General features: G+C 37.7%; 20 protein-coding genes. 16 read left to right on the top strand and 4 right to left on the bottom strand.

All coding sequences use genetic code 11. The features are described from left to right. Positions 1 to 3 precede the first annotated feature (3 nt). From EZ449_RS04780 to EZ449_RS04760, 5 genes are all read left to right on the top strand, one after another. Entirely contained in the window at positions 4 to 2,160 is a 2,157-nt protein-coding gene (locus EZ449_RS04780; RefSeq protein ID WP_131556829.1) for a family 43 glycosylhydrolase, read from the top strand. A gap of 1 nt (position 2,161) precedes the next feature. Then, entirely contained in the window at positions 2,162 to 3,301 is a 1,140-nt protein-coding gene (locus EZ449_RS04775) for a glycoside hydrolase family 88/105 protein (protein ID WP_131556828.1), read from the top strand. Beyond that, complete coding sequence (locus EZ449_RS04770; protein ID WP_205942946.1) at positions 3,301 to 4,551, top strand: DUF2264 domain-containing protein; 1,251 nt, start codon at positions 3,301 to 3,303, stop codon at positions 4,549 to 4,551. Before EZ449_RS04775 ends, EZ449_RS04770 begins: the two co-directional genes overlap by 1 nt. A gap of 383 nt (positions 4,552 to 4,934) precedes the next feature. Next, complete coding sequence (locus tag EZ449_RS04765) at positions 4,935 to 8,132, top strand: glycoside hydrolase family 2 TIM barrel-domain containing protein (protein ID WP_131556827.1); 3,198 nt, start codon at positions 4,935 to 4,937, stop codon at positions 8,130 to 8,132. 127 nt (positions 8,133 to 8,259) lie between these two features. Continuing rightward, positions 8,260 to 11,028 (top strand): glycoside hydrolase family 2 protein, encoded by a 2,769-nt coding sequence (locus EZ449_RS04760; RefSeq protein ID WP_131556826.1) that lies wholly within the window; start codon positions 8,260 to 8,262, stop codon positions 11,026 to 11,028. A 45-nt stretch (positions 11,029 to 11,073) separates the two neighbouring features. Here EZ449_RS04760 and EZ449_RS04755 read toward each other — a convergent pair whose 3' ends face one another. Then, positions 11,074 to 13,545, bottom strand: a complete 2,472-nt coding sequence (locus EZ449_RS04755) for a PAS domain S-box protein (protein ID WP_131556825.1) — start codon at positions 13,543 to 13,545, stop codon at positions 11,074 to 11,076. Between the two features lie 381 nt (positions 13,546 to 13,926). On the opposite strand from EZ449_RS04755, the gene EZ449_RS22790 reads away from it, so the two are divergent. Further along, entirely contained in the window at positions 13,927 to 14,085 is a 159-nt protein-coding gene (locus EZ449_RS22790) for a putative quinol monooxygenase (protein ID WP_205942945.1), read from the top strand. A gap of 122 nt (positions 14,086 to 14,207) precedes the next feature. Here the strand turns inward: EZ449_RS22790 and EZ449_RS04745 are convergent, their stop codons facing one another. Both EZ449_RS04745 and EZ449_RS04740 read right to left on the bottom strand, forming a co-directional pair. Continuing rightward, on the bottom strand, positions 14,208 to 15,062 hold the full coding sequence (locus EZ449_RS04745; RefSeq protein WP_131556824.1) for an EamA family transporter: 855 nt from the start codon (positions 15,060 to 15,062) through the stop codon (positions 14,208 to 14,210). A 118-nt stretch (positions 15,063 to 15,180) separates the two neighbouring features. Beyond that, entirely contained in the window at positions 15,181 to 15,525 is a 345-nt protein-coding gene (locus EZ449_RS04740) for a hypothetical protein (RefSeq protein ID WP_131556823.1), read from the bottom strand. Positions 15,526 to 15,643: 118 nt separating this feature from the next. Here EZ449_RS04740 and EZ449_RS04735 point away from each other — a divergent pair, with 118 nt between their 5' ends. Further along, positions 15,644 to 16,177: a superoxide dismutase family protein gene (locus EZ449_RS04735; RefSeq protein WP_131556822.1), complete on the top strand. Its 534-nt coding sequence runs from the start codon at positions 15,644 to 15,646 to the stop codon at positions 16,175 to 16,177. 100 nt (positions 16,178 to 16,277) lie between these two features. Then, positions 16,278 to 16,805, top strand: coding sequence for an ExbD/TolR family protein (locus tag EZ449_RS04730; protein WP_131556821.1), 528 nt, complete (start codon positions 16,278 to 16,280; stop codon positions 16,803 to 16,805). 81 nt (positions 16,806 to 16,886) lie between these two features. Here the strand turns inward: EZ449_RS04730 and metK are convergent, their stop codons facing one another. Further along, complete coding sequence (metK, locus tag EZ449_RS04725; protein WP_131556820.1) at positions 16,887 to 18,137, bottom strand: methionine adenosyltransferase; 1,251 nt, start codon at positions 18,135 to 18,137, stop codon at positions 16,887 to 16,889. A gap of 226 nt (positions 18,138 to 18,363) precedes the next feature. Here metK and EZ449_RS04720 point away from each other — a divergent pair, with 226 nt between their 5' ends. From EZ449_RS04720 to EZ449_RS04680, 8 genes are all read left to right on the top strand, one after another. After that, positions 18,364 to 19,245: a diacylglycerol/lipid kinase family protein gene (locus EZ449_RS04720; protein WP_225872233.1), complete on the top strand. Its 882-nt coding sequence runs from the start codon at positions 18,364 to 18,366 to the stop codon at positions 19,243 to 19,245. A gap of 45 nt (positions 19,246 to 19,290) precedes the next feature. Continuing rightward, positions 19,291 to 19,641 (top strand): translation initiation factor, encoded by a 351-nt coding sequence (locus EZ449_RS04715; RefSeq protein WP_131556818.1) that lies wholly within the window; start codon positions 19,291 to 19,293, stop codon positions 19,639 to 19,641. Between the two features lie 647 nt (positions 19,642 to 20,288). After that, the gene (gene pckA, locus EZ449_RS04710; RefSeq protein WP_131556817.1) at positions 20,289 to 21,884 is read left to right on the top strand and encodes a phosphoenolpyruvate carboxykinase (ATP); all 1,596 of its coding nucleotides are present in this window, start codon (positions 20,289 to 20,291) and stop codon (positions 21,882 to 21,884) included. 297 nt (positions 21,885 to 22,181) lie between these two features. Continuing rightward, positions 22,182 to 23,015 carry a MotA/TolQ/ExbB proton channel family protein gene (locus EZ449_RS04705; protein ID WP_131556816.1) on the top strand — a complete coding sequence of 278 codons (834 nt, stop codon included), beginning with the start codon at positions 22,182 to 22,184 and terminating at the stop codon, positions 23,013 to 23,015. A 79-nt stretch (positions 23,016 to 23,094) separates the two neighbouring features. Next, a complete protein-coding gene (locus EZ449_RS04700) occupies positions 23,095 to 23,709 on the top strand; it encodes a biopolymer transporter ExbD (protein WP_131556815.1) in 615 nt (204 codons plus the stop codon). 3 nt (positions 23,710 to 23,712) lie between these two features. Continuing rightward, the gene (locus EZ449_RS04695; RefSeq protein WP_131556814.1) at positions 23,713 to 24,219 is read left to right on the top strand and encodes an ExbD/TolR family protein; all 507 of its coding nucleotides are present in this window, start codon (positions 23,713 to 23,715) and stop codon (positions 24,217 to 24,219) included. Positions 24,220 to 24,237: 18 nt separating this feature from the next. Continuing rightward, positions 24,238 to 25,056, top strand: coding sequence for an energy transducer TonB (locus EZ449_RS04690; protein WP_131556813.1), 819 nt, complete (start codon positions 24,238 to 24,240; stop codon positions 25,054 to 25,056). A 305-nt stretch (positions 25,057 to 25,361) separates the two neighbouring features. Then, positions 25,362 to 26,198, top strand: a complete 837-nt coding sequence (locus EZ449_RS04680; protein ID WP_225872232.1) for a PstS family phosphate ABC transporter substrate-binding protein — start codon at positions 25,362 to 25,364, stop codon at positions 26,196 to 26,198. Positions 26,199 to 26,201 lie beyond the last annotated feature (3 nt).

Raw genomic sequence — 26,201 nt, 5'->3', positions numbered from 1 at the left:
AATATGAATAAGCTATTTAAAAGGTTGATGAATTTAAAAAAGTTAGTGCTTGCCTCAGCTTTTCTTTCTTTATCATTTTTTGGTTTCGCCCAGCAAACCGTAAAACCAACAGCTTATTTATTCACTTATTTCACAGGAAATACTGGAGCAGAAGAATCTATACGCTTCGCCATTAGTACCGATGGCTACAATTACATGGCTTTGAATGATAACAAGCCGGTCATCAGCTCTGCTGCAATTAGTTCTACGGGAGGCGTTCGGGATCCACATATTTTACGTGGTACCGATGGCAAAACCTTTTATATGGTAGTTACCGATATGGTTTCGGCAAAAGGTTGGAACTCTAACAGGGCCATGATTCTGCTAAAATCCAAAGATCTCATCAACTGGACTTCATCCATCATCAATATTCAACAGAAATTTACTGGAAACGAAAATTTACTTCGTGTTTGGGCGCCACAAACCATTTACGATCAGCAGGCCAAAAAGTACATGATCTATTGGTCGATGAAAAACGGCGATGATCCTGATAAGATTTATTACGCCTACACCAATGCAGATTTTACTGATCTGGAAACGGCACCGAAACAACTTTATTTTAGTCCTACGAATGGTGCCGCCATTGATGGAGACATTATTTTTAGTGATAGAAAATATCATTTATTCTTTAAAACAGAAGGGAATGGCTCTGGAATTAAAATTGCAGTTTCTGATAAGCTAACAGAAGGTTACGTACTTGGCGATAAATATGTGCAGCAAACTAAAGATCCGGTGGAAGGCGCTGGCGTATTTAAATTGAACAATGGCGAGGGTTATATTTTAATGTACGATGTTTACACCAAGGGCAGATATCAATTCACCATAACCAAGGATTTTAAAAGCTTTAGCGTAATTGATAACGAAGTGAGTATGGATTTTCATCCTCGACACGGAACGGTTTTACCAATAACCAGTGAAGAAGTAGATCGATTAATGGCGAAATGGTATAATCCTATTCTGGTATTGGCATCGCCGAGATCTGCTTCCATTAAAAAGAACAATGTCGTTATCGATTCTGTAAAAAACGAGGTTTATTTGCCAGTTGTGCAAGGAACTAATCTCAAGGCTTTTGATCCTCAGTTTTCTACTTTGCCAGGCATTACGATTTCTCCAAAAGCGCCCTATAATTTTAGCAAAGGGAAAGTGAATGTTCAGGTTAGTATTGGCGGTAAACCTGCCCAAACCTATTCCGTTGTTGCAGAAGTGACCAATAACCCCGTCCTAAACGGTTATTATGCAGATCCAGAGGTTCTATATTCTCATAAAACTTCAAAATATTATATCTATCCAACCAGCGATGGTTTTACCGGTTGGAGTGGCACTTTTTTTAAAACGTTTTCTTCCAGCAATTTAACGGATTGGAAAGACGAAGGCGTAATTCTTGATTTAGAAAAGGATGTAACCTGGGCGAAAAAGAATGCTTGGGCGCCTACAATCGTAGAGAAAAAAGTAAACGGCGAATATAAATACTTCTACTATTTCACCGCGGCTCAAAAAATTGGTGTTGCGGTTGCCAATGATCCAGCAGATCCGTTTAAGGATATTGGCAAGGCTTTAATTTCCGAGCGGCCAAAAGGAACCAGAGGCGGACAAGAAATAGATCCTGATGTTTTTACCGATCCAAAATCCGGAAAAAGTTATTTGTATTGGGGCAATGGGCACATGGCGGTTGCCGAATTGAATGCAGATATGATTTCCATTGATACCAATTCCATTAAAGTGATTACGCCAAATGGTGGTTTCAGAGAGGGAACTGAGGTTTTCCACCGCAATGGAAAATACTATTTTCTTTGGTCTGAAGATGATACTAGAAGCGAAAATTACCGTGTTCGTTATGGCTATTCAGATTCACCAACAGGGAAAATCACGATTCCAGAAAACAACCTTATCCTATCTAAAAATCCATCAAAAGGAATTTACGGAACCGGACATAATAGTGTAATTCAGGTTCCCGGCAAAGATGAATGGTACATGGTTTATCATCGTTTTACCCGACCAAAAGGAATTGCAATGGGTAGGGCAGCAGGCTATAACCGAGAGGTTTGTATCGATAAAATGTTTTTTAATGCTGATGGAAGTATTCAGCCAGTCATTCCAACGGTGGAGGGAATTAAAAATTAAAATGAAGAAATCTACACTATTCTTGGTCTTATTGATGCTCTTGGCTAATCTTGGTTTGGTGGCACAAAATCTGCCCGCAAAAGCAGATGTTCTTGCCATTATCAATCAATCCAATACTTACTGGCAAACGAATAATAAACCAGAAGTTCGGGCTTTTTGGGATCACGCAGCTTACCAAACTGGAAACATGGAAGCTTTTCAGGTGACGGGAAATCAAGATTTTTTAAAATATGCAGAAGCTTGGGCAACTCACAATAAATGGATGGGAGCAAAATCTACTGATCGCTCCAAATGGAAATACAAATACGGTGAAACAGATGAATATGTACTCTTCGGCGATTGGCAAATCTGCTTCCAAACGTATGTAGATTTATATCATTTAGATAAAAAAGAATACAAAATTGCTCGTGCAAAAGAAGTGATGGAGTACGAAATGAGCACCAGTGCAAATGATTATTGGTGGTGGGCAGACGGACTTTACATGGTGATGCCTGTGATGACGAAGCTTTATAAGGCAACTGGAAACCAACAATATCTAGATAAGCTTTACGAATATTTTATGTTTGCCAACAGCATCATGTACGATAAAAAGGCAAAGCTTTACTACCGCGATGCGAAATATGTTTATCCAAAACACACGAGTACAAATGGCAAAAAAGATTTTTGGGCCAGAGGCGATGGTTGGGTTTTTGCAGGTTTGGCCAAGGTTTTAAAAGATCTTCCATTGAACGATCCTCATCGTAATGAATATTTATCCAAGTATAAAAGTATGGCAAAAGCGATTGCTAAATCGCAACAAACGCAAGGGTATTGGACCCGCAGTATGCTCGATTCGGAACATGCACCCGGACCAGAAACCAGCGGAACAGCATTTTTTACCTATGGCTTTTTATGGGGGATAAACAATGGATATTTAAATGAGAAAACCTATTTGCCTGTCGCATTGAAAGGGTGGAACTACTTAACAAAAACCGCTTTGCAAGAGAATGGTAAAGTGGGCTATGTTCAGCCGATTGGCGAAAAGGCCATTCCGGGGCAAGTTGTAGATGCAAACTCTACTGCAAATTTTGGCGTTGGTGCTTTCCTACTCGCCAATTGTGAAATGTTTAGATTTTTAGAAAAAATTGAATCGAAAAAATAATGAAAACGATTACTATTAAAATATTGATCTGCTGTTTAATGCTAGCTTTTGTTGGCTCGAGCAGCTTTGCACAGAAAAAATCGAACAAAAAAGCTGCTGTATTAAGCGATAGGCAGTTTTGGTTGCAACAAATGGACAAAATGGTTCGCCCAGTCTTGTACAATTTGGCTAAAGATAGTTTGAGAATTGCCATGCCTCAAGTTACTTCCATTCACATCGATAATAAGGAATTGCGAATCAAGGTTCAATATGTGGAAGTTTTAGGTCGAGTTTTAAGTGGAATTGCCCCTTGGCTAGAGTTAGAGGGTGGTTCTGCAGAAGAGGTTGCGCTTAGAAAACAATATCGCGAATGGGCTATTCAAGGGTTAAAAAATTCCTTGGATTCTAACGCTAAGGATTTTATGAGGTACGACATTTCCGGACAGCAATTGGTAGATGCTTCTTACGTGGCTTATGCATTTGTTCGTTCGTCATGGCTTTGGGAAAATCTCGGTAAGAAAAATCAGGAGCTGATGATGAAGTCGATTTTAACCACCAGAAAATTTAAGCCTGTATTCTCAAATTGGTTATTATTCTCTGCAATGAATGAAGCTTTTCTTGCCAAATTTGGTTACGATTGGGACCAAATGCGAGTAGATTATGCGCTGCAGCAAATGGAACAGTGGTATGTGGGCGATGGAATGTACACCGATGGTACAACTTTCGCTTACGATTATTACAACAGTTATGTGATTCATCCTTATCTCGCTGGTATTGCAAGCATTGTAGGTAAAAAAACGGGCTCGTATAACGCCATGTTCGAAAAAATCAAGAAACGAAATGAACGTTATGCCATTATTCAAGAAAGGCTAATTAACACCGATGGATCTTACCCAGCAACTGGCCGTTCGATTGTTTACCGTGGAGGTGCTTTTCACCACTTGGCCGATATGGCTTGGAGAAAAGCGCTACCAAAACAGTTAAGTCCCGAGCAGGTGCGTTGCGCTTTAACAGCAGTTATTAGAAAAACTTTAGAAAGCCCGACTACTTACAAAAACGGTTGGTTAACGATCGGTTTATATGGATCGCAACCTAATTTAGGCGATTTTTATAACAATCAGGGCAGTCCTTACATCTGCACCAATATATTTTTGCCATTGGGCTTGCCAGATACCGATCCTTTTTGGTCGGCACCAGCGGCGAAATGGAGTGCACAAAAAATTTGGAGCGGTGAGGATTTTCCCAACGACCATGGTGTGGATTTGAGATAGAAACCAAAAAATTAAACTGCTAAAAATTATTCTACGATCAATAAATAAACACCTAAACAATTCCCTAAAATCACCCTTAACCTCAATCGCATTTACTTATTCATCACCGTGTTTTCCATTGGCCTAATCAATAAGTCTGTTGCTCAAGAAACCGCAAAACCCAATTCGTTGATAATGTACTGCTCACTAAGAATTACTTTCTAAAAAGTCGTGGCTATCTCTGCCTTACAATAAGGATTGTCCTATTAGCAATTCATTAAGTTTAAAAAGCATTGTTTTGGAAGTTTAACTAAATCGTTTTATCTTAGCCTAAGAAGTCAAATATTTATTGTTCTTCTAAGCTAACCAAAACACAAAAACTGAATTAATTTAGTAATCTTTTTATGAGCAAAGCCTTAATAAAACAAGCTAAGAGCAAATTTTTATTGCTATTTGCTTTTGTGTTTCTGCAAGTAACTTTTGCAAATGCACAGCAACAAATCAATAAATTCCTTTCTGAAAAGGATACGGCATCTGTTCCCAAGGAAATAGAAGACCCCGAAAATATTGGGATAAATAAGGAAGCAGCACACGCTACGTTAATGCCTTATGCAAATTTAAAAGAAGCATTGGCCGCCAATAGATATGCATCGTCGTATAGCCGTAGCCTAAATGGAATGTGGAAATTCAATTGGGTAGATTGGCCTCAAAAACGCCCTGTAAATTTTTATCAAACCAATTACGATGTTTCTGGTTGGAATGAAATTAAGGTTCCATCGAATTTTCAGGTTGAGGGATATGGTACACCATATTACAGTAACTACAATTATATTTTTCAAAAGGATTTCCCAAGGGTGATGAGCACTCCACCAGAGCGCTTTACCGCTTATAAGGAAAGAAACCCAGTTGGCAGTTATCGCAGAGATTTTACTGTTCCTGCTGAATGGAAAGGGCGTAAAATTTTCATCACTTTCGATGGCGTTGATGCTGGTTTCTTCATCTGGGTAAATGGTAGAAAGGTTGGATACAGCGTTAATAGCAGAAACGCCGCCGAATTCGATTTAACAAAATATTTGCAGCCAGGCAAAAATATACTTGCAGTAGAAGTTTATCGCTTTACAACAGGAAGTTATCTCGAAGACCAAGATATGTGGCGCTTGAGTGGGATCTTTAGAAATGTAACGCTTTGGAGTACACCGCAACAACACATTAGAGATTATTTTATCAAAACCAATCTCGATAAACAATATAAAAATGCCGAGGTTTTAGTCACCACTAAAATAAAAAACTACAGCACTACAACAACCAAGGCAAAAAATGTAGTGGCAACTTTATATAATGGTTCTACGCCAGTTGCTGGTGCTATAGGTAAAGTCATTGTTCCTGCGTTACAACCTGGAAAGGAAGTTACCGTAAATGTAAAATTTAAGGTTACCAATCCCGAAAAATGGACTGCCGAAACACCTAAACTCTACACCACCGTGATTAAGCTTACGGATGGAAATGCCAATACGGAAATTTTATCCTCAAAAACAGGATTTAGAACTATCGAAATTAAGGGTCGGTTATTTACTGTTAATGGTGTAGCTATTAAATTGAAAGGGGTTAATCGCCATGAAAACTGGCCAGATGATGGCCATGCCGTTACGGAAGCGCAAATGATTAAGGATATTCAGTTGATCAAACAAGCAAACTGTAATCATGTTCGTACCAGTCATTATTCGAACGATCCGCGTTGGTATGAGCTGTGCGATGAATATGGACTTTATCTTGTAGCTGAGGCAAATGTAGAATGCCACGGAGCAATGAATGAGTTTAATGATGATCCACGGATTAAGGCGGCAATTGTAGATAGAAACGTAGCCAATACAGAAAATTTCAAGAACCATCCATCTGTGGTTATCTGGTCGTTAGGAAACGAAAACGGAAGCGGCGGAATTAACTTTAGGGCTGCCTTAACGGCCATTAAGGCAATAGATCCAACAAGGCCAACGCATTACGAGGGTTTTGGTATTGGTAAAAATAATCCTGCTGATATCGATAGCCAAATGTACACGGATGTGAAAAGTTTGGAAAGTAGGGTAACGGATAAAACACTCGATAAGCCATTTTATCTCTGCGAATATGCGCATGCAATGTTTAACTCAATGGGTTCTGTAGATATCTACAATGAGTTATTTGATAAATATCCCGCCTTATTAGGTGGCGCAATTTGGGAATGGCAAGATCAGGGGATTTATAATAATCGTGATCCAAAACATCCAATTACAGCCTTTGGTGGAGGATTTGGAGAATATCCCAATGACCAATATTTCATTCATAAGGGAGTAGTTTTTTCCGATCGATCGCTAAAACCGCATTACCCAGAGTTGAAACATGCTTACCAATGGATTAGCATTATTCCAAAGGATGTTAAAAAAGGCTTAATAACCATCAAAAATAGGTATCAGTTTACCAATCTTAATTCATTGGTGGGTAAATGGGTAATTACGGAAAATGGTAAAATACTTTCATCTGGGAGCTTAGTTACGGGCTCTATCAATCCAGGTGCTGAAAAGGATATAAAAATTCCTTTCGTAGTGAAGCCAAAACCGGGATCGGAATATTTCTTAAGGGTTTCTTTCGATCTTGCTGCTGATAAAAATTGGGCTAAAAAAGGATACGAAGTTGCCGAACAACAATTGGAGATCCCAATCGGTATTCCTGCTGCAGAAATCAATGCTGGAGGCAATCTAACGTTAAGTGATTCGAAAAAATCCATCAATATAAAAGGAAGTGATTTTGCTTTAACTTTTGATAAGGAAGAAGGCACTTTCACAAAGATGGAAAAGGATGGCGAAAATGTTCTTCAAGATAATGGCGGGCCAATGTTGCACCTGTGGCGAGCGCCGCACCGTAAAGATGATATGTGGGCTTACGAAGATTGGGAGAAAAATGGATTGAAATCAATCAAATGGATAACCAACGAAGTCACCAATAGCCAACTATCGACGAATAAAGTTCAAATAAAAGTGAGCTTAACAGGTACGGGAAAAAATAACTTCGTGGTTCATCATCAAGTAACTTATACCATCGATGGCAATGGATTAATCAAAGCCGAAAACAATGTAGATTTCAGCGATCCTAAATTAATTCTTGCTAGAATTGGAATACGTTTGTTTTTGGATAAGGATTTGAATGAAATGGAATACTTTGGTCGCGGGCCAATGGAGAACTACGCTGATAGGAAAAGTGGTTTTGATGTCGGCCATTATTCGAGTAGCGTAACCAACCAAATGACCCCTTACGAGAAACCGATGGAAAGCGGGAACCATGAGGATGTTCGTTGGGCGAATATCTACGGAGATAGTGGATTAGGATTAAGCGTAAAAAAAGGAGCAGATTTATTTCAGGTTGCGGCACTTCCTTACAGCGATGAGGAAATGGAAAACGTAGAGTATAAAATAGATCTGCCAAAAAGTAAGGGAACGGTATTGTGCATTAGTCATAAAACCCTGGGCGTTGGTTCTTGGGGCTGCGGACCGAAGCCGCTAGAGCCTTATATGGTTTATGCAAAACCCACCTCATTTAGTTATAACATTCAATTAACAAACAGAAAATAACAAACTGAAAAAGCTGCTGATGCATTAATCAGCAGCTTTTTTAGTTATACAGATAACCGTTTCGCTAACGCTATCATAAAATTTAGTACCTTAAAGCAGTTCCTAAACTAAATACAAATCCCATTTTATGATCAAGATCTTCCCAAAATTAATCATACAAATAATTTTTTTATTGCTCTGTTCATTAAGCTTTGCGCAGCAAACTGTTGTCAAATACCTATCTGGATTGGATAAGGATCACACTGTTCAATGGGATTTTTTCTGTACAGATGGCCGTAATAGTGGAAAGTGGTCAAAAATTCCTGTTCCCTCAAATTGGGAAATGCAAAACTATGGCACCTATAATTATGGGCACGATAAAGTAAAAGGGAACGAAAGTGGAATCTATAAACACGATTTCTTTGTTGGCGATTGGAAAAATAAACGTGTATTTATTGTTTTCGATGGATCGACGACGGATACAAAAGTGATGGTAAATGACAAGCAGGTTGGGCCAATACACCAAGGTGGGTTTTATCAGTTTAAATATGATATAACTGATTTTTTAAAGTTTAATAGCGAGAATGCACTTGAAGTAAGAGTGGATAAAACTTCGGCAAATCTCTCTATAAATAATGCCGAACGCAAAGGTGACTTTTGGATTTTTGGCGGCATATTTAGACCAGTGTATCTAGAAATTGTTCCAGAGGTTTTTATTGAGCGATTAGCAATTGATGCCAAGGCAGACGGAACTTTTAAAGCAGATGTGTACACCAAAAACCTTAAGGGCGATGAACTGATAGAAGCGCAGGTGCAAATGTTAAACGGCCACAATGTTGGTGGGCCAATTCGAACTAACCTTAAGCAAAACCAAGAGCTCCAAACCCTAAGCGGTAAATTCAACAATCCTTTGTTGTGGAATGCAGAGTTTCCAAATCTATATCAGGTAAGTATTTCGATCAGAAATAAATCTGGAGTTATACATAAGATTATTAAAAAATTTGGTTTTAGAACTGTTGAGGTTCGCCTAAATGATGGTTTATATGTAAACGGAAATAAAATAATGCTTAAGGGAAGCAACAGGCATAGCTTTTGGCCAGAAACTGGAAGAACGTTAAGTTACGGTGTTCATTTGTTAGATGTGAAGCTGATGAAAGAGATGAACATGAATGCGGTTAGAATGTCGCATTACCCACCCGATGTAGATTTCCTAAATATCTGCGATTCGTTGGGTTTGTATGTGATTGATGAGCTTACCGGCTGGCAGGCGAAATACGACAACGAGGTTGGTCATCGGTTAGTGAAAGAGTTAGTGCTTAGGGATGTAAACCATCCATCTATCTTGTTTTGGGCGAACGGAAATGAGGGCGGTTTTAATACTGATTTAGATAAAGATTATGCACTTTACGATCCTCAAAATCGAGTGGTTATTCATCCTTGGGAAAAATTTAATGGGACTGATACCAAGCATTATCCCGATTATAATTACATGGTTAAGGCGGCACAAACAGGTAAGGAAGTCTTTTTCCCTACAGAATTTATGCATGGCTTGTACGATGGTGGCGCTTCTGCGGCTCTTGATGATTTTTGGAATCAGATGCTGAAACATCCGCATGGAGCAGGAGGTTTTATTTGGGCATTTTTAGATGAAAGTGTTATTCGAACTGATAAAAATGGAATCTATGATAGTGATGGTAATCACGCTCCAGATGGAATTCTAGGTCCACATCGCGAAAAGGAAGCCAGCTTTTTTAGTATCAAGGAAATCTGGTCGCCGATTTACATTGCGCAAAAGGAGATCGACAAAAATTTCGATGGCAAATTAGAATTAGAAAATAGGTTTTCTTTCACCAACCTAAATCAATGTACTTTTAAGTGGCGCTTGGCAAAATTCCCATCAGCCAAATCTCAATCCCTAGTTTCAAAAATTACTGCCACAGGAAATATTTCTTCACCAGATATTAAGCCAAATGGAAAGGGAAAGTTAGACCTTGTTCTTCCTGTATCTTGGAAAAATAATGATGTTCTGTACCTCAGTGCATTTGGGGTAGATGGTAAGGAAATATTTACCTGGAGTTGGAAAGTTAAACCAGTTAAAGCAATTGTTGCAGCGTTTGTTGTTAAAAGCTTAAAATCAAAAATTACTGTTGACGATAAAACAGAACTAATTAAAGTGGTATGTGATGGAATCGGATATTTTTTTGATAAAACTACAGGATATATACAGCAGGTAAATAAAGGTGTAAAGGTAATCTCTTTGTCCAATGGACCAGTTTTGGCTGGCATGGATACATCCTTGCAGCATTTTTCATCCCATTTCGATGGCGATCGATATATCATTGAGGCCAGTTACGGTGGTATGGCCTCACTAAATGTCAAATGGATTTTTTCTGCCGGTAAACCTGCCAAACTTGAATACAGTTATAATCAAACTGGCGATGTAGACTTCTCTGGTATTACTTTCAATTATCCCGAAAACAAAATTACGGGTATTAAATACTTAGGTCGTGGGCCTTATCGGGTTTGGAAAAACAGATTAAAAGGGCAACAGATAGGCGTATGGCATAAAGATTACAACAATACCATTACGGGCGAAACATGGAGATATCCAGAGTTTAAGGGCTACCACGCTGAGGTTAATTGGGTTGTAATCGAAAATAAGGAATCGCCATTTACCGTTTACACCACAAATGAAAATGTGTTTTTGCAAATGTTTCAACCAGATAGAGAGAAAGATGCCTTGAAGAATAATAATGTTGAACCAGCTTTTCCCAAGGGAAATATTGGCTTTCTAAATTCGATAAGTCCAATCGGTACAAAGTTTCAATCTGCAGGTGTAATGGGCCCTCAAAGTGAAAAGAATCATCTTGATGGAAAACTAATTACTGGAGACTTGTATTTCGATTTTAGCAATTAAAAAGATTTGATGAAGTGGATTTAAACAATCTTAAATCCGCTTCATTTAAGATAATGGTAGGGTAAAACAAAAAGTAGATCCCTTGCCCAGCTCGCTTTCTACCCAGATTTTGCCATTGTGGCGCTCTATAATCTCTGCACTTAAATAAAGGCCAATGCCAAAGCCAGAAATAGTATGGTTGCCTTGAACGCGATAATAGCGCTCGAATAATTTTTCAATATCCTCAGGTTTTATGCCCATTCCTTCATCTTTTATCCTCACTTCAACATAAGCATCGAACAATTGACAGCTCACTTCGATATTTGTGCCATTATCTGAATATTTTATGCCATTGCTTAATAGATTTGAAATGACGTTTCCAATTTTATCCTTATCAGCAATCAAGGTTACTTCGCACGCTGGCTTTAAAATAAGTTTGTGAGATGATTGGGATATAAATGTTTCGTCAATTATTTCCTTTATCAATTCATCCAATCTGAAAGGATTTTTGTCAATCAATAATTTGCCAGATTCTAACCGGGAAACATTTAGAAAACCATTAATCATGGTAGTCATTTTTCTAATCTGCGAATGTGTTTTATCCAATGCAAGTACCGCATAATCGTCCTTATCCTTAAATGCTTTTCGCTGTAGAACCTGTACAAATCCGTTAATGGCGGTTAGTGGAGTTTTTAGTTCATGGCTTACCATGCCGATAAAGTCATTTTTTCTCAACTCATCGAGCTTCTGCTCGGTAATGTCCATAAATATTCCCGAGTATTCAGTGGGATTTCCATTTAGATCGCTAAATACCTTTCCTGTAGCCCTAACCCATTTCTCTTCTCCCGTAATTAGATTGTTTATAGGGTATTCCATATCACTTGATAATTGGTTCTTAATGGCGTTAGATGATGCAGAAAAAAGCAGTTCATGGTAATTAGGATTTACGGCCTGCATTATCAAGTCCATTTCAACAGGTTTATTTAGCGGTAAGCCCAATAATTCCTTAACAAAGTTAGACATGGTAACTTCCATCGATTTAGGATCGATGCTCCAGGTACCCATTTTACCTGTCTCTATTGCTTGGCGAAGTTTTTCCTCACTATCGGCAAGCTTGCTCGTGTATTGAACCAAGTCATCATGCGTTTGGGCAAGTTCCTCGTTTGTGGTTGCCAATTCTTCATTGGCAGCGGCCATTTCCATATTAACATCCTGAAGCTCTTCTTGGTAAAGCTTTCTTTCGGTAATGTCTGGACTAACCGTTGCCGTTGCAATAACCTTATTAGTTTCGGCATCTCTTATGGGGAAACCATTCCACTCAATCCAAAAGGGCTGACCAGTTTTCTCATTCCAAAACCGAATTTCGTGCTTAAAATTATCGACTAAAAAGGTTGGTAATATTTTTTCGGCAAACTTCCTGTCTTGAGGATAAACACAATCCAAAATTGTTCTTCCACTATATGTTTTCCAGCCCAGTTTTGTTAAGGCCGCAGGGTTTAAATATTGGAAAGAAGAATTGAGTTCAGCCAAACCAATAAATTCAGAGCTTGCTTCGATTAGCTTATTAAGATTTTGTCGTTCAATTTCTGCAACTTTACGTTCAGTGATATCAATACAAGAACTAATGTATCCGGCAAAGGAACCATCGTGGTTAAAGCGTGGAGGGCCTTTAGCCAATAACCAATGGTAGTCGCCTTTTTTACTTAATAGCCTAAATTCTCCTGTAAATGGTTTTTTTTCTGCAAGCGCTGAGAGGTAAATATTGATATATCGATTTCTATCATCAGGATGAATCAAATCGACCCAACCGAATTCTAGAAGCTCATCCATTGACCTACCTGTAAGCTCTACCCAAGGTTTGTTAAAATAAATTGCATTTCCGGTTTCATCTCCCACTGCAATGAGGATATCTGTTCCTTCTGCCATGGTTCTAAAGCGCTTTTCACTTTCCGTGAATGCTTTTATTCTATCTGCAACCCTCGCTTCCAACTCTAAATTTAAGATATGTAAATTTTCTTGGGTTTTCTGGAGCTCTTCATTTGTGGCAGAAAGTTCTTCATTAGTTGCTGCCAACTCTTCATTTAGGGCTTGCTCCCTTTCTAATGCTTCTTCTTTCTCTTGTGCCCTTTCTAGAGCTTCACGCTTAAGAAAGCGTTCACTAACATCAATCGCGGTATGTAAAATACAAGTGGTTTTACCATCTTCTCCTTTTATTGCCCTGTATTCGAAATCGAAATAATAGGTTTGAATTTTTCCATCAACCTCCAAGTGTGCCGCGGTATTCTTTCCTGATAATGTAAGCCCTTCATTCCAAACCCTTGCAAACATCCCAATAAAGGGCTGACCTTTTAGCTCGGGCAAAGCATCTTCTAAGGATTTTCCAATTACATTCCGATCCTTTCCCCAAATTTTGAGCATTGCATCATTAGCGGTTTGAATAATAGCCGTTTCACCAACATGAATAGCCGTTGCTGTTTGAGTTAAATCGAAAACATGTAATAATTGTTCGTTGCTTAAAAAGTAGTCTTTATCACTCATTAGGGTGGTATTTCTGTAAATCTTAATTAAATATTTCTATCGAATTTAATTTTTGCCATGGTTTGATAAGCGGCTTTTAGTGCTAATTTTATTTAGAAATTATATACTAACCATTACTGCCTTAAAAAGGTTTTTAATAACATGGTTTTCTGACGCATATTGCGTGTTTTTTCTACAACCAAAATATAGTGAATTGGTTAATTTGGTTTTTCATTCCCAAATAACTTTAAATTTACCTTGGCCGATGAATTTTTTATGCAAACAAGCTTATGAAAAGAATAAATGGCATTCATTTCCATGATGTAGAAAATAATCCAGATATTATCAACAACTTAAAATGATACAACATTTAAAAACAATTCTTTTAAACACACTAGACTTATGAGTATTTATCTAACAGCAATAGTTAAAAGTAAAACAGCTACCACCGCAGAATTAAGAACCATTTTGTTGGATATGGTGGCCAATTCCAGAAAGGAAGAAGCGTGTATCCAATATGATCTTCATGAAGCTGCTGCAGAAAACACCTTTATCTTTTAAGAGGAATGGGAAAGTCAACAAGGTTTAGACTTGCATAATCAACAGGCATATATCACAGCTTTTGTTGAGAAATCTTCCACATTAATTGATTCGATTGTAATTTATAAAACCGAAAAACTGGCTTAGGCTGCTATTTTATTTTTAATGGTTAAAGCAGAACCTGCAGATGCTATAACCACAAAGGCTACCGCCAAACATTCTTTAAATGATAGATATTCTTGCAAGAATACAAAAGCTGCCAAAGATGCCATTGCAGGCTCTAAACTCATTAATATACTGAATGTTTTGGCCGGAAGTTGTTTTAAGGCTTTAATTTCTAGGGTAAACGGAATGGCACTTGATAATAAGGCGAGTGCTGCTCCCATTCCCAATAACTTCGGATTTAGGTTACTCAAGCCTCCACCAAAAAAGCCAAATGGCAAAATAAGCAGACTAGCGAAAACCATCCCAATGGCTACAGCTTCGCCACCATGCATAATTTTTGATATTCTTCCGCCTAAAATAATATAGGTTGCCCAAAGTACAGCAGCCAAAAGCGCCAACAAAACGCCAACCAAATTTAAGCCATTGTTAGTCCATGGAGTTATTAGGGCGATTCCGGCAGCAGCCAAAACTATCCACAGAAAGTCTATTGCTCTTTTCGAACCGAAAACTGCCAATACCAAAGGGCCTAAAAATTCTAGGGTTACGGCTAGTCCAATCGGTATTCTGGCAATAGCCATGTAGAAGATCAGGTTCATTGCGCCCAGATTCAGGCCGTATAGAATCACATATTTCCACTGCTTTTTGTTCAGTTTAGAAATTTTTGGTCTAAAGGCGATTAATAAGATGATGGCAGATAAGCCAATCCTTAATGAAGCAGTTCCAGTAGCACCAATAGCAGGGAAAAGCCCTTTTGCGATTGCCGCTCCACACTGTACACTAATAATGGATAGTAGAACTGCTGGTATTGGTGGAATATTAATCTTGCTCTTCATTAAGGAAATGATGAATGAGCGGCGAAATTACAAATTTCTAACTGGGGAAAGTGTATAATAAAAAAAATGGAGTGCTAGGTTTTATCATGCACTCCATTTCAAGGTTATTAAAAATTATCTAGCAGAATAGTTCCTGCTCATCTCTATTCTCGGTTGGTATCTTCTTTAGAAAATCATCAAATCCCGATCCTAAATTATCAGAATAAATACCGTAAGCATCTAATATATACCCTAATTCTTTATCCTTATCCTCAGTTATATAGAGTACAGAGTTATCTGCTGGATCTGAATCACCCTCAAATCGATAAGTTTTAACAATCGTTAAATCCTCAGGTTTATAAATCTTGCCAGTTTGGCTTTGCATCTTACCATGATCTGTTATTTTTAATTCGTTATCTTTTCCTTTCAGCCTCAATTTCTCCAAAATTTGACTCAAAGTGTTCATTGCTATTGGCTGTTCCATAGTTATATGATTTTTCTTACCTATTAAACAAGTGGTTTCGCAAATGGTTTTAGCAGGATCCATTTATAGGCAAACCAAATGAGCTTCAATGTGTTTGCTAATTAAACTAAATTTTAAAATGATGAAAAATTATCTCCTAACCTTAGCTATTGCTGGTGCGGCACTAGTAAGTGCTTGCACTAAAACCGATAAAGAAATTGCCCAGGCAAATCTATCCGAAACGGCTGATCCATCAAAGAGCATTGGAACAGTTAAGTTTTATGAACTGAGTGATGGCAAAATCAAAATGGATTTAGAATTGAAATTTGCATCTAGGGCTGATAGTAATGTGGCGGTACATTTTCATGAACATGGCGATTGCGGAGATATGGGTGAAAACACACATGGTCACTGGAATCCTACTAAAGAAAATCATGGCAAATGGGGCTCATCAGCCTATCATAGTGGAGATATTGGTAACATCATGCTAGATGCTAAGGGTGAGGGCAAAATTTCCGTAACTACTGATCGCTGGAGCATCAAGGATGGAGATGTTAAAAATATCATTGGTAGGGGGATTATTGTTCACGGTGGAACCGATGATTACACAACACAACCAACAGGAAACTCAGGGCCAAGAGTGGGCTGCGGTGTAATAGAGGCCATTAAATAGCATTAAACTTTTATAGTAATTAAGGCGATTAAATTTTTAATCGCCTTTTTTTATGCAATTTCATTAAGGTTGTCATCATCATTAAAAAAACCTAAACATTATGGCATCACTAAACGAATCTCCAAACAGCAATGCTGTAAAGGGAAGAACCAAAAAAGCAGCACCAAGAGTAGATCTTACAGCTATGGTAGATCTAATGTTCCTGTTAACCACATTTTTTATGCTAACCACTTCCATGAGCGAACCAAAAGCTGCGGATATTGCAAAGCCCATCGAAAGTGAAGTGCGAAATCCGTATCCGGCATCGCGTACCATGACAATAGTACTTGGAAAAGATAACAAGGCCATTTCATACATAGGCGTAACGGAGAGTGCGCAAATGAAGCTTATTGATGTAAATAAGATTCAGCAAGAAATTGCTGAAAATAAACGCATTGTAGCAGATGCCAATTCTAATAATCCAAGCAAGTATTTAATTGTGATTATCAAGCCTTCAAAAACCTCAAAATTTAAGGATTTTGTGGATGCAATTGATGAAATGAAAATTGCGGATATAAAATCTTATGCCATAGATGATGATCATCTCTCAGTAGAAGAGGAAGATTTTATGAAAAAGAAAGGGATTTAATGCTTTGCCGCTCAGATTTGATTATAAAAAAAAGCGTCCTGATTTTTACATCGAGACGCTTTAAAATATTTCAATTTAATACTAAATTCCGAAAGCAGATTTAACTTCTGTTACGTAATCTAATTTCTCCCAAGTAAACAATTCAACCGTAACCGTCTTCTCTTCACCATTTGGCGTTCTGAATGTTTTAGTTACCGTTTCTGGCGTTCTGCCCATGTGGCCATAAGCAGCAGTTTCACTATAAATTGGGTTTCTTAATTTTAAACGTTGCTCAATAAAGTAAGGGCGCATATCAAAAATAGATTCTACTTTTTTGCTGATTTCTCCATCTGTTAAACCCACTTTAGCCGTTCCATAAGTTACCACGTTAATCGAAGTTGGTTTCGCAACCCCAATAGCGTAAGAAACCTGAACCAAAACCTCATCAGCTAAGCCAGCAGCAACTAGGTTTTTTGCAATGTGACGTGTTGCATAAGCAGCACTTCTATCTACCTTACTCGGGTCTTTTCCTGAGAATGCGCCACCACCGTGAGCACCTTTACCGCCGTAAGTATCAACAATAATTTTTCTACCAGTTAAGCCAGTATCTCCATGAGGTCCGCCGATAACGAATTTCCCGGTTGGATTTATGTGATAAGTAATTTGATCATTAAATAAATGCGCATATTGAGGGTATTTCGCTTTAATTCTAGGAATTAAAATCGACACCAAATCAGATTTGATTTTTGCCAGCATTGCAGCTTCTTCGTCAAAATCATCATGCTGCGTAGAAATCACAATTGCATCAATGCGTTGTGGTTTATTATCATCAGAATATTCTAAAGTTACCTGAGATTTTGCATCAGGACGCAAATAGGTAATTTCAGCATTTTCTCTTCTCAAGTTAGCCAATTCTCTTAATAGCGCATGAGATAAATCGAGTGCCAAGGGCATGTAATTTTCAGTTTCGTTAGTGGCATAACCAAACATCATCCCTTGGTCGCCAGCACCTTGCTCTTCCTTGTTCGTTTTATCTACACCTTGGTTAATGTCTTGAGATTGTTCGTGAATAGCAGATAAAATTCCACAAGAATTGGCCTCAAACATGTATTCGCTTTTGGTGTAACCAATTTTTTTGATTACATCACGAGCAATTTGTTGTACGTCTAAATATGTTTTAGATTTTACCTCACCCGCTAGAATAACCTGACCAGTGGTAACCAAAGTTTCACATGCAACTTTCGATTCTGGATCGAAAGCTAAAAAGTTATCAATTAAGGCATCCGAAATTTGATCGGCAATTTTATCTGGGTGACCCTCAGAAACAGATTCTGATGTAAATAAATACGACATTTATTAAATATTATTAGTGATAAATAAACAAATTAATAATTGCCAAAACCCCTTGAAAACAGGTTTTTATAATGGTTGAAAGGAGGCATTAGCAATTTTTTTAAGTGGTTGCAATCCGGTCCCGATTATCGGGATAGCAAATCAATCCACTTTTAATGAATGCAAAATTAGCATATTTTCTTTATTTCAAAAATTATAGATTATTTTGTGCCTTCATTCTTACACTTTGCATACAAAAATCAATATCCTTTTTATCATAAATCCAATCTCCGGTGGTAGAGGGAAATTAGCTATTCCCGATTTTATCGATAAATACCTCGATAAGGAAAAATTTAACCCAAACTTCGTTTTTTCTGAATATGTAGGCCATGCCGCAGAGCTTGCAGATGAAGCCTCGATTAAAAATTTCGATGTTATTGTGGCAGCCGGTGGCGATGGAACCATTAATGAAGTAGCAACAAAAGTATTAAAGCACAATAAAATATTGGGTATTTTGCCACTTGGTTCTGGTAATGGATTGGCGAGATTTTTAAGCATTCCCAAAAATTTGCGATATGCTTTAACTATCATCAACAGTTTAAAAGTCGATCAAATCGATTCCGCAGAATTTAACGGCAAATGTTTTTTTAACCTGGCCGGTATGGGCTTCGATGCGCACTTAAGCTCCGTTTTCTCAGAAGATAAAAAAAGGGGCTTGTCTGGTTATCTTAAATTGGGTTTTCAGGAGGTTTTTCATTATAAGGCGCAAACCTATTTGCTTAATATCGATGGAAAGGAATACACCAGAAAAGCCTTCGCTATTAGTATTGCCAATTCATCACAATATGGAAACGATGTTTACATTGCTCCAAATGCATCCGTAAAAGATGGCTTGCTCGATGTTTGCATTATTAAACCTTTCTCCCTACTTAAGCTTCCCGTTTTAAGTTATGTAATGTTAAGGGGAACGGCAGAAACCTCAGATATGGTTGAAATTATAAAAGGCAAAAACATTGTAATTACCCGAGAAAAGGAGGGAGCCGTGCATGTAGATGGCGAACCTTTGCAAATGGGTAAACACATCGAGGGGCTCGTAAAACCACTTTCCTTAAATGTAATTGTTCCATAGCATTTCACCTCTTCCATTTTACTTTTTACCTCTTACCTTTGCAATATGAAACCAAAGAAAAATAGTTTAAGCGATCTTGGCGGAATCATGTACTCTACCAATCCCGAATTCGAATATGTTGAAGAAGTTGATGATACCGTTACCTCACCCAACAACCAGCAAGATTTAAGGGTTATGCTAGATAAGAAAAACCGTGGTGGTAAGGCCGTAACGCTTATTACAGGCTATCGAGGCCGTACCGAAGATCTAGAAATATTGGGAAAGATGCTTAAAACCAAGTGTGGTGTAGGAGGTTCAGTAAAGGATGGAGAAATTATGATCCAGGGCGATGTACGCGATAAAGTGATGGGTATTCTTCAAAAAGATGGCTACAAAGTGAAAAAAGCTGGCGGCTAGTTTTTGGAAACGGAAGCAAGAAGCACTTGGCATCTTCAGCCCTGCTATCCATTCCTTTCGATGAAAAATCGAACCATTCCTACTAGGTTTATTTAACTCAGGTTCGTATTTCAAACAGAAACCTGTGCCTTTCTATCGCAAAGTTTGTCTTTCAAGTTTTGTAGTCAAAGTCGCTAACTTTTAGGGCGATCGTCTGAGGATTAATTTATTTCATAAAAATCAATATGAGTGACGTTTAAGGCGATCGTCATTGCGAGTCGCGATTTTTCATCGTGACGTGGCAACCTCATTGCCGCTAGTAAATTGTAAAGAGCAAGGTGGAGATTTCTACCCCGATGCATCAGGAATGAAAAATCAGAGAATATTCCCACAATGACGAAAAAAACAAGAATGTTGTCAATCATAGCTTGTGTAAGCGTAGTCGAAGATCCTTATCGGTAAAAATATAACTATTCAAATCTTCCCTCCAAAAACACCCTTAGTGTATAAAACGAAAATATTTTAAGCTCAAAAATATCACATAAATATCTAATAATCAGTTTATTAAGTAATAGTGTATTTGCTACAATATGTAAATTTTAAATCAAAAATATTCGTTTTTTTGCTAAATAACGCTTTACCTTTGGCCCACTAACTAACTTATTGTTATGAGCAAAAAGAAACTGCAAACGCCAGATTTAGGCTACCTAAATCTAGGCGAGAACATTGCCGTAAAATACCAATTATCTCCAATGGAATTAATTGATGAAGCCTTATTAAATAAAGAAGGTATGCTAGCTTCTTCTGGAGCATTGGCAATAGATACCGGAAAATTTACTGGCCGTTCTCCAAAAGATAAATTCATCGTTTGCGATGATGTTACCGAAGACACGGTTTGGTGGGGAGACATCAATATTAAAATCAGTCCAGCAAAATTCGATCAGCTTTTTAAGAAGATGACGAGTTACCTGAACGATAAAAAAATCTACGTTCGCGATTGTTCCGCTTGTGCCAATCCTGATTATTCGATATCCATTAGGGTTATTACAGAAACTGCTTATCAAAACCTTTTTGCCAATAACTTATTTATCCGTCCCGAAAGAGATGATTTAGGAATAACGCCCGAATGGACCATTATTGCGGCACCAAGTTTCTTGGCCGATCCAACTACCGATGGAACCCGACAAGAAAATTTTTCAGTGATCAATTTCACCAAAAAAATGATCTTGATTGGTGGAACCGGTTATACGGGAGAGATAAAAAAAGGAATTTTCTCTGTTTTAAACTTTATTCTACCCCTTTATAAAAACACGCTTTCCATGCATTGTTCTGCCAATGTGGGTAAGGATGGCGATACGGCAATATTTTTTGGCTTATCAGGTACTGGAAAAACAACTTTGTCGGCAGATCCAGAAAGACGATTAATCGGCGATGATGAACACGGCTGGGGAAAAGACTCGGTGTTTAACTTCGAGGGTGGCTGTTATGCAAAATGTGTCGATTTAACCCAAGAAAAGGAACCACAAATATATAATGCGATAAAATTTGGTGCCCTGTTAGAGAACATCAACTTCTTCCCCAGAACCAAGGATGTAGATTATGCAAACATTGATAAAACGGAAAATACTCGTGTTGCCTATCCGATAAACTTCATTGAGAACGCGATACTGCCATCAATCTCAGGCGTACCAAAAAACATTTTCTTTTTAACCGCTGATGCCTTTGGCGTATTGCCGCCCATTTCTAAATTAAATGTAGAGCAGGCCATGTTTCATTTTATGAGCGGCTACACCGCAAAGGTAGCAGGAACGGAAGCAGGTATAACTGAGCCACAACTTACTTTCTCGGCTTGTTTTGGTAAGGCATTTTTGCCATTACACCCATCAAAATATGCTGAGCTACTTGGCGAAAAATTGCGGGCACACCAAGTAAATGTTTGGTTGGTAAATACAGGTTGGAGCGGCGGTGCTTATGGCATTGGTAAGAGAATAAAATTAAGTTATACCAGGGCAATGATTACTGCCGCGTTGAGCGGAAATCTAGATCATCAACATTATAAAAAGCACCATGTGTTTAATTTAATGATTCCTTTACATTGTTTTAATGTGCCCGATGAAATATTAGACCCATCTAAAACATGGAATAACCAAGAAGAATATTTCATAAAAGCTTATGAACTGAATAATGCGTTTGAAGAAAATTTTAGGCAGTTAGAGCAGGCAACTCACTCAAAATTGTACGAAGAAGCGTTAAAATTGTGTTAAATGCAGTTTTAAATGCATTTTTTATGGCAAAAATTTGCAATTAGATTTTTTTTTAGTTTTTATTGTGAAAGAATTGCCTCCGGCTGAGGCAATTTTTTTGTTATATGCCCAAGTTGGTTACCGTAAACTAAATCTTAAGTAACGATTTAATTGTTTATTGATTTATTAATTTGTAATTTAAAATCAATTTATAAATTTGTTTTTCGCAACAAAAGCAGATGACAAACGTTGTGTGTAGTACAAAAGAAAACAGCTAAAAATTAAAAACAAGAACTAAAACTAAAAATTTAAAAAAAAATGGCAAACGCACCAAAACCAACAACTGTTAAAAAAGAGACCTCGTCTTCAAGTGCTTCAAATGTATTTGCAACATTAGTAATTCCAATCTGTATAGCACTTGGATTTGCCGTATGGTATTTCGTATTCGGAGCCGCAGATAACTTCATCGACGGAGATAGAGACAAATTACCTTTACCTGGTAACTATTTAGGTACTGCATTCAAAGGAGGATTTGTTGTAGCAATCTTAGTTGGACTATTATTAGTTGTAATTGTATTCTCAATCGAACGTTTTATCGTAATTGGTAAAGCAAGCGGTAAATCGAGTTTAGATACATTTATCGTTAAAGTAAAAGGATTCTTAAATTCTGGTAACATCGAAGCTGCTAAGGCAGAATGCGATAAACAACAAGGATCGGTTGCTAACGTAATCAAATCTGGTTTGAAAAAATATAGCGAGGTTGAAGCTGATCCAAACATGGATGTTGAGCAATCAATCGTTGCTATTCAAAAAGAGGTTGAAGAAGCTACAGCATTAGAAATGCCAATGTTAGAGCAAAACTTAACCATCATCGCTACATTAGTATCAATCGGTACGTTAATCGGTTTATTAGGTACAGTAAAAGGTATGATCACGGCTTTCGCGGGTTTAGCGAACTCTGGTGCTCCAGATCAATCAGCATTAGCGGTAGGTATCTCTGAGGCATTGATTAACACCATGACTGGTATCTTGGTTTCTACAGTAGCAATTATCATGTACAATGTGTTAACTTCTAAAATTGATAAGTTAACTTATGCTATTGATGAAGCTGGTTTTAGCATCGTTCAAACATACGCTAGTTCGCATAAATAAGAATTTTGAAAAAATTTTTACCGGCTTTATGGAAAACCGGAAAAAAGATCATCATTATTAAAAACTAGTAAAAAATATTATGCCTAGAATTAAAGTTAAAAGAACAAGTACCGTAACGGATATGACCGCCATGTGTGATGTGGCATCATTGTTACTTACTTTCTTCATCTTAACTGCTACCGCAAGGCAACCAGAACCACTAGCCGTTTCTACACCCTCATCTACGTATGAGTTTAAAGTGCCGGCTGAAAACAATGCGATTTTAACAATCGGACAGGGTAAGGTTTTCTTCGAAGTAGCAGGTATTAAGGTAAGAGCTAGAACATTAGAGCTAATGGGCGAGCAGTATGGTGTAAAGTTTACTCCTGATGAAATTAAACGTTTCTCAGTGATCTCAACTTTCGGCGTACCTTTTGCAAGCTTAAAAGGTTTTATTGCTATGAGTGGCACAGATCGTATGAAACCAGGTGTACAAAGAGGTATCCCTACAGATTCGACCGACAATCAGTTAAACTCATGGGTTTTACAGGCTCGTACAGCAACCAAGGAAGTAAATAATCAAGATATGCGTGTTAGTATCAAGGGCGATGCTAAAGAAGAATATCCAGTTGTTAAAAAGATTATTGATGTGCTTCAGAAGCAAAGTGTAAACAAATTTTTATTGGTTACTAATGCTGAAGCTAAAAAGAATTAAGAAATGGCAGAATTAAACACAGGCGGGAAGAAGTCCACACCAAGGGTTGATATGACTCCGATGGTGGATCTAATGTTTCTTTTGGTAACATTCTTTATCTTAACAACATCGATATCTACGCCGCAGGCGATGGATATTGCTAAGCCAGATAAGAACGAAAAGTTACCTGAAAATAGGTTAGAGCTAAAGGCAAGTAAAACAATGACTATCCTATTAGGTAAAAAAGATAAGGTAGCATGGTATATGGGTGTTGCAGGAACAAGTGCACCAACAATTGAATCTGTATCTGCAGTTGGCGATGCTATCGTAAAAAATAGAAAAACAGCCGATGCATCAGGAGTACCTGGAGATTTTGTGGTCTTGGTAAAACCAACATCAGGATCTACTTTCCAGAACTTTGTAGATATGATGGATGAATTGGAAATTCTTAAAGTTAAGGTTCGTCAGATTGATGATGACAACATTCTTGACAATGAGAAACAAGCCATGAAAGAGCAAGGAATTTTATAATCAGTTAAACCAATAGTTATGTCGAAGTTAGATATATTAAGAAAGGAATGGCTTGAAGTGGTTTTTGAGGATAAAAACAAAAGCTACGGTGCTTACCAATTGCGTAAAACCAATGGTTCGAACACTGCAAAAGCATTATTCATCGGATCTGTAATATTTCTAGTGTTATTCTTCTCTCCAAAAATCTATAGTCTTATTAAAGGCTCTATGGATCAGGAAGATGAGAAACTTAAAGCACAAGAAGTTATTTTAGCACCGCCACCACCAGTGGATCCAAAAACACCACCACCACCACCGGTAGAACCACCACCACCAAAAGTGGATCAGGTGAAAATGCCACCTCCAATTGTTAAACCCGATATTGAGGTTCGTGATGAACCACCTACGGTAGAAAAATTGAAAGAGGCTGACCCAGGTCAACGTGATATTAAAGGAGATCCAACTGCTGATATCGTTATTAACGAGCCAGTTGGTGAAGGACCAAAAAGAGAAAACGCAGTTGCTGTTGATGATAACCAAGTTTATGACTTCGTTAGTATTGAAAAACAACCAGAGTTTCCAGGCGGTTTACCTAAGTTCTACAAATATTTAGGTAACGCAATTAAATACCCGCCAATGGCACAAGAAAATAACGTACAAGGTAAAGTGTTTTTATCTTTCGTTGTTGAAAAGGATGGTAAGTTAACCGATATAACTGTTACCCGCGGTTTGGGTAGTGGAACTGATGAGGAAGCTATCCGTGTATTAAAAGCTAGTCCACGTTGGAACCCAGGTATCCAAAATGGTAAGCCGGTGAGGGTAAAATACAACATCAACGTTAACTTTACATTGAACTAATAGTAGATGTTAAATTTTGATATTTTTAAGCAAAAATCGCCTAAACAGCGGTTTTTGCTCATTTTAGGCCTTGTCATGTTTGTTTTCTATGTGATATTGGGCTTCGCATTTATCTTTTGGAAGGGCCTAAATCTAAATATCCCACACTGGGGGAAAATAGCAATAGGAATCTTCTTGATTATTTATGCTTTTATAAGATTATTAAGCCTGGGTAGGCGAGACTAAGTCATTAAATGAGAAACATCCTTTTTATATTCTGCATTCTGGCATTTGTATCTTGTAAAAGAAAAGATAAAACAAATGTTGTGAAAGAGACCAGAACGAGCGGTACTTTAAAAATATTGGTTGATGAAAGTGTTGGTCCAATTGTACAGCAACAAATAGATATCTTTAACCTAGATTATCCTCAAGCAAAGTTTCAAACAATTGTTAAGGCCGAGCAAAAACTTTTGCCAGCATTTTTAAATGATAGTGTTAGGGTAATTGTTTTACCCAGGTTACTTACAAAGGCAGAAGAAAAATATTATAACCAACGTCATATTCGGATTAATACCTCAAGGTTTGCAGTTGATGGAATTGCTTTAATTACCAATAAAGGCAATATCGACAGCACCATCGACGTTAAAGAAGTAATTGATATTTTGCAGGGGAAGAAATCAGATAAGAAATTGGTGTTTGATAATGCTTATTCAAGCACCTTTCAATATTTCAAGGACTTGGCTAGTATCAGTCAATTTCCGGCCTCAGGTGTTTACTCTAAAAATTCTAGCAATGAAGTAATTAAACTTATTGCGGAAGATAAAAATTTTATTGGTATTTTAGGCGTTAATTGGGTTTCTGAACGAAATACTGATATGGCTAAATACCTAGAGCAGGTAAAACTTTTAGGTGTTAAAAATCTAAAAGGTAAACCAGGAGATGATCAATTCTATAAACCAACGCAAGACAATCTGATTAAAGGAATCTATCCTTTCCTTAGAAACGTAAATATAATAGATTGCGAAGGCAGAGATGGTTTAGGCACAGGATTTGCAACATGGTTAAGAAGCCAGCGAGGACAATTGATTGTACTTAAATCTGGACTAGGCCCACATAAGTTAATGCCTAGACAACTTAACCTTACAAAAGGGAATAAAAATTAATTA

The sequence above is a fragment of the Pedobacter frigidisoli genome, from assembly GCF_004331675.1.
In the GTDB taxonomy this organism is placed as follows: Bacteria; Bacteroidota; Bacteroidia; order Sphingobacteriales; family Sphingobacteriaceae; genus Pedobacter; species Pedobacter frigidisoli.
This window is presented reverse-complemented; position numbering and strand designations above follow the sequence as displayed.

What these genes read in the sequence shown, in the direction of transcription:
- EZ449_RS04780 (WP_131556829.1), top strand. Translation starts at nt 4, where the DNA reads ATGAATAAGCTATTTAAAAGGTTGATGAATTTAAAAAAGTTAGTGCTT.
- EZ449_RS04775 (WP_131556828.1), top strand. Translation starts at nt 2,162, where the DNA reads ATGAAGAAATCTACACTATTCTTGGTCTTATTGATGCTCTTGGCTAAT.
- EZ449_RS04770 (WP_205942946.1), top strand. Translation starts at nt 3,301, where the DNA reads ATGAAAACGATTACTATTAAAATATTGATCTGCTGTTTAATGCTAGCT.
- EZ449_RS04765 (WP_131556827.1), top strand. Translation starts at nt 4,935, where the DNA reads ATGAGCAAAGCCTTAATAAAACAAGCTAAGAGCAAATTTTTATTGCTA.
- EZ449_RS04760 (WP_131556826.1), top strand. Translation starts at nt 8,260, where the DNA reads ATGATCAAGATCTTCCCAAAATTAATCATACAAATAATTTTTTTATTG.
- EZ449_RS04755 (WP_131556825.1), bottom strand. Translation starts at nt 13,545, where the DNA reads ATGAGTGATAAAGACTACTTTTTAAGCAACGAACAATTATTACATGTT.
- EZ449_RS22790 (WP_205942945.1), top strand. Translation starts at nt 13,927, where the DNA reads ATGAGTATTTATCTAACAGCAATAGTTAAAAGTAAAACAGCTACCACC.
- EZ449_RS04745 (WP_131556824.1), bottom strand. Translation starts at nt 15,062, where the DNA reads ATGAAGAGCAAGATTAATATTCCACCAATACCAGCAGTTCTACTATCC.
- EZ449_RS04740 (WP_131556823.1), bottom strand. Translation starts at nt 15,525, where the DNA reads ATGGAACAGCCAATAGCAATGAACACTTTGAGTCAAATTTTGGAGAAA.
- EZ449_RS04735 (WP_131556822.1), top strand. Translation starts at nt 15,644, where the DNA reads ATGATGAAAAATTATCTCCTAACCTTAGCTATTGCTGGTGCGGCACTA.
- EZ449_RS04730 (WP_131556821.1), top strand. Translation starts at nt 16,278, where the DNA reads ATGGCATCACTAAACGAATCTCCAAACAGCAATGCTGTAAAGGGAAGA.
- metK (WP_131556820.1), bottom strand. Translation starts at nt 18,137, where the DNA reads ATGTCGTATTTATTTACATCAGAATCTGTTTCTGAGGGTCACCCAGAT.
- EZ449_RS04715 (WP_131556818.1), top strand. Translation starts at nt 19,291, where the DNA reads ATGAAACCAAAGAAAAATAGTTTAAGCGATCTTGGCGGAATCATGTAC.
- pckA (WP_131556817.1), top strand. Translation starts at nt 20,289, where the DNA reads ATGAGCAAAAAGAAACTGCAAACGCCAGATTTAGGCTACCTAAATCTA.
- EZ449_RS04705 (WP_131556816.1), top strand. Translation starts at nt 22,182, where the DNA reads ATGGCAAACGCACCAAAACCAACAACTGTTAAAAAAGAGACCTCGTCT.
- EZ449_RS04700 (WP_131556815.1), top strand. Translation starts at nt 23,095, where the DNA reads ATGCCTAGAATTAAAGTTAAAAGAACAAGTACCGTAACGGATATGACC.
- EZ449_RS04695 (WP_131556814.1), top strand. Translation starts at nt 23,713, where the DNA reads ATGGCAGAATTAAACACAGGCGGGAAGAAGTCCACACCAAGGGTTGAT.
- EZ449_RS04690 (WP_131556813.1), top strand. Translation starts at nt 24,238, where the DNA reads ATGTCGAAGTTAGATATATTAAGAAAGGAATGGCTTGAAGTGGTTTTT.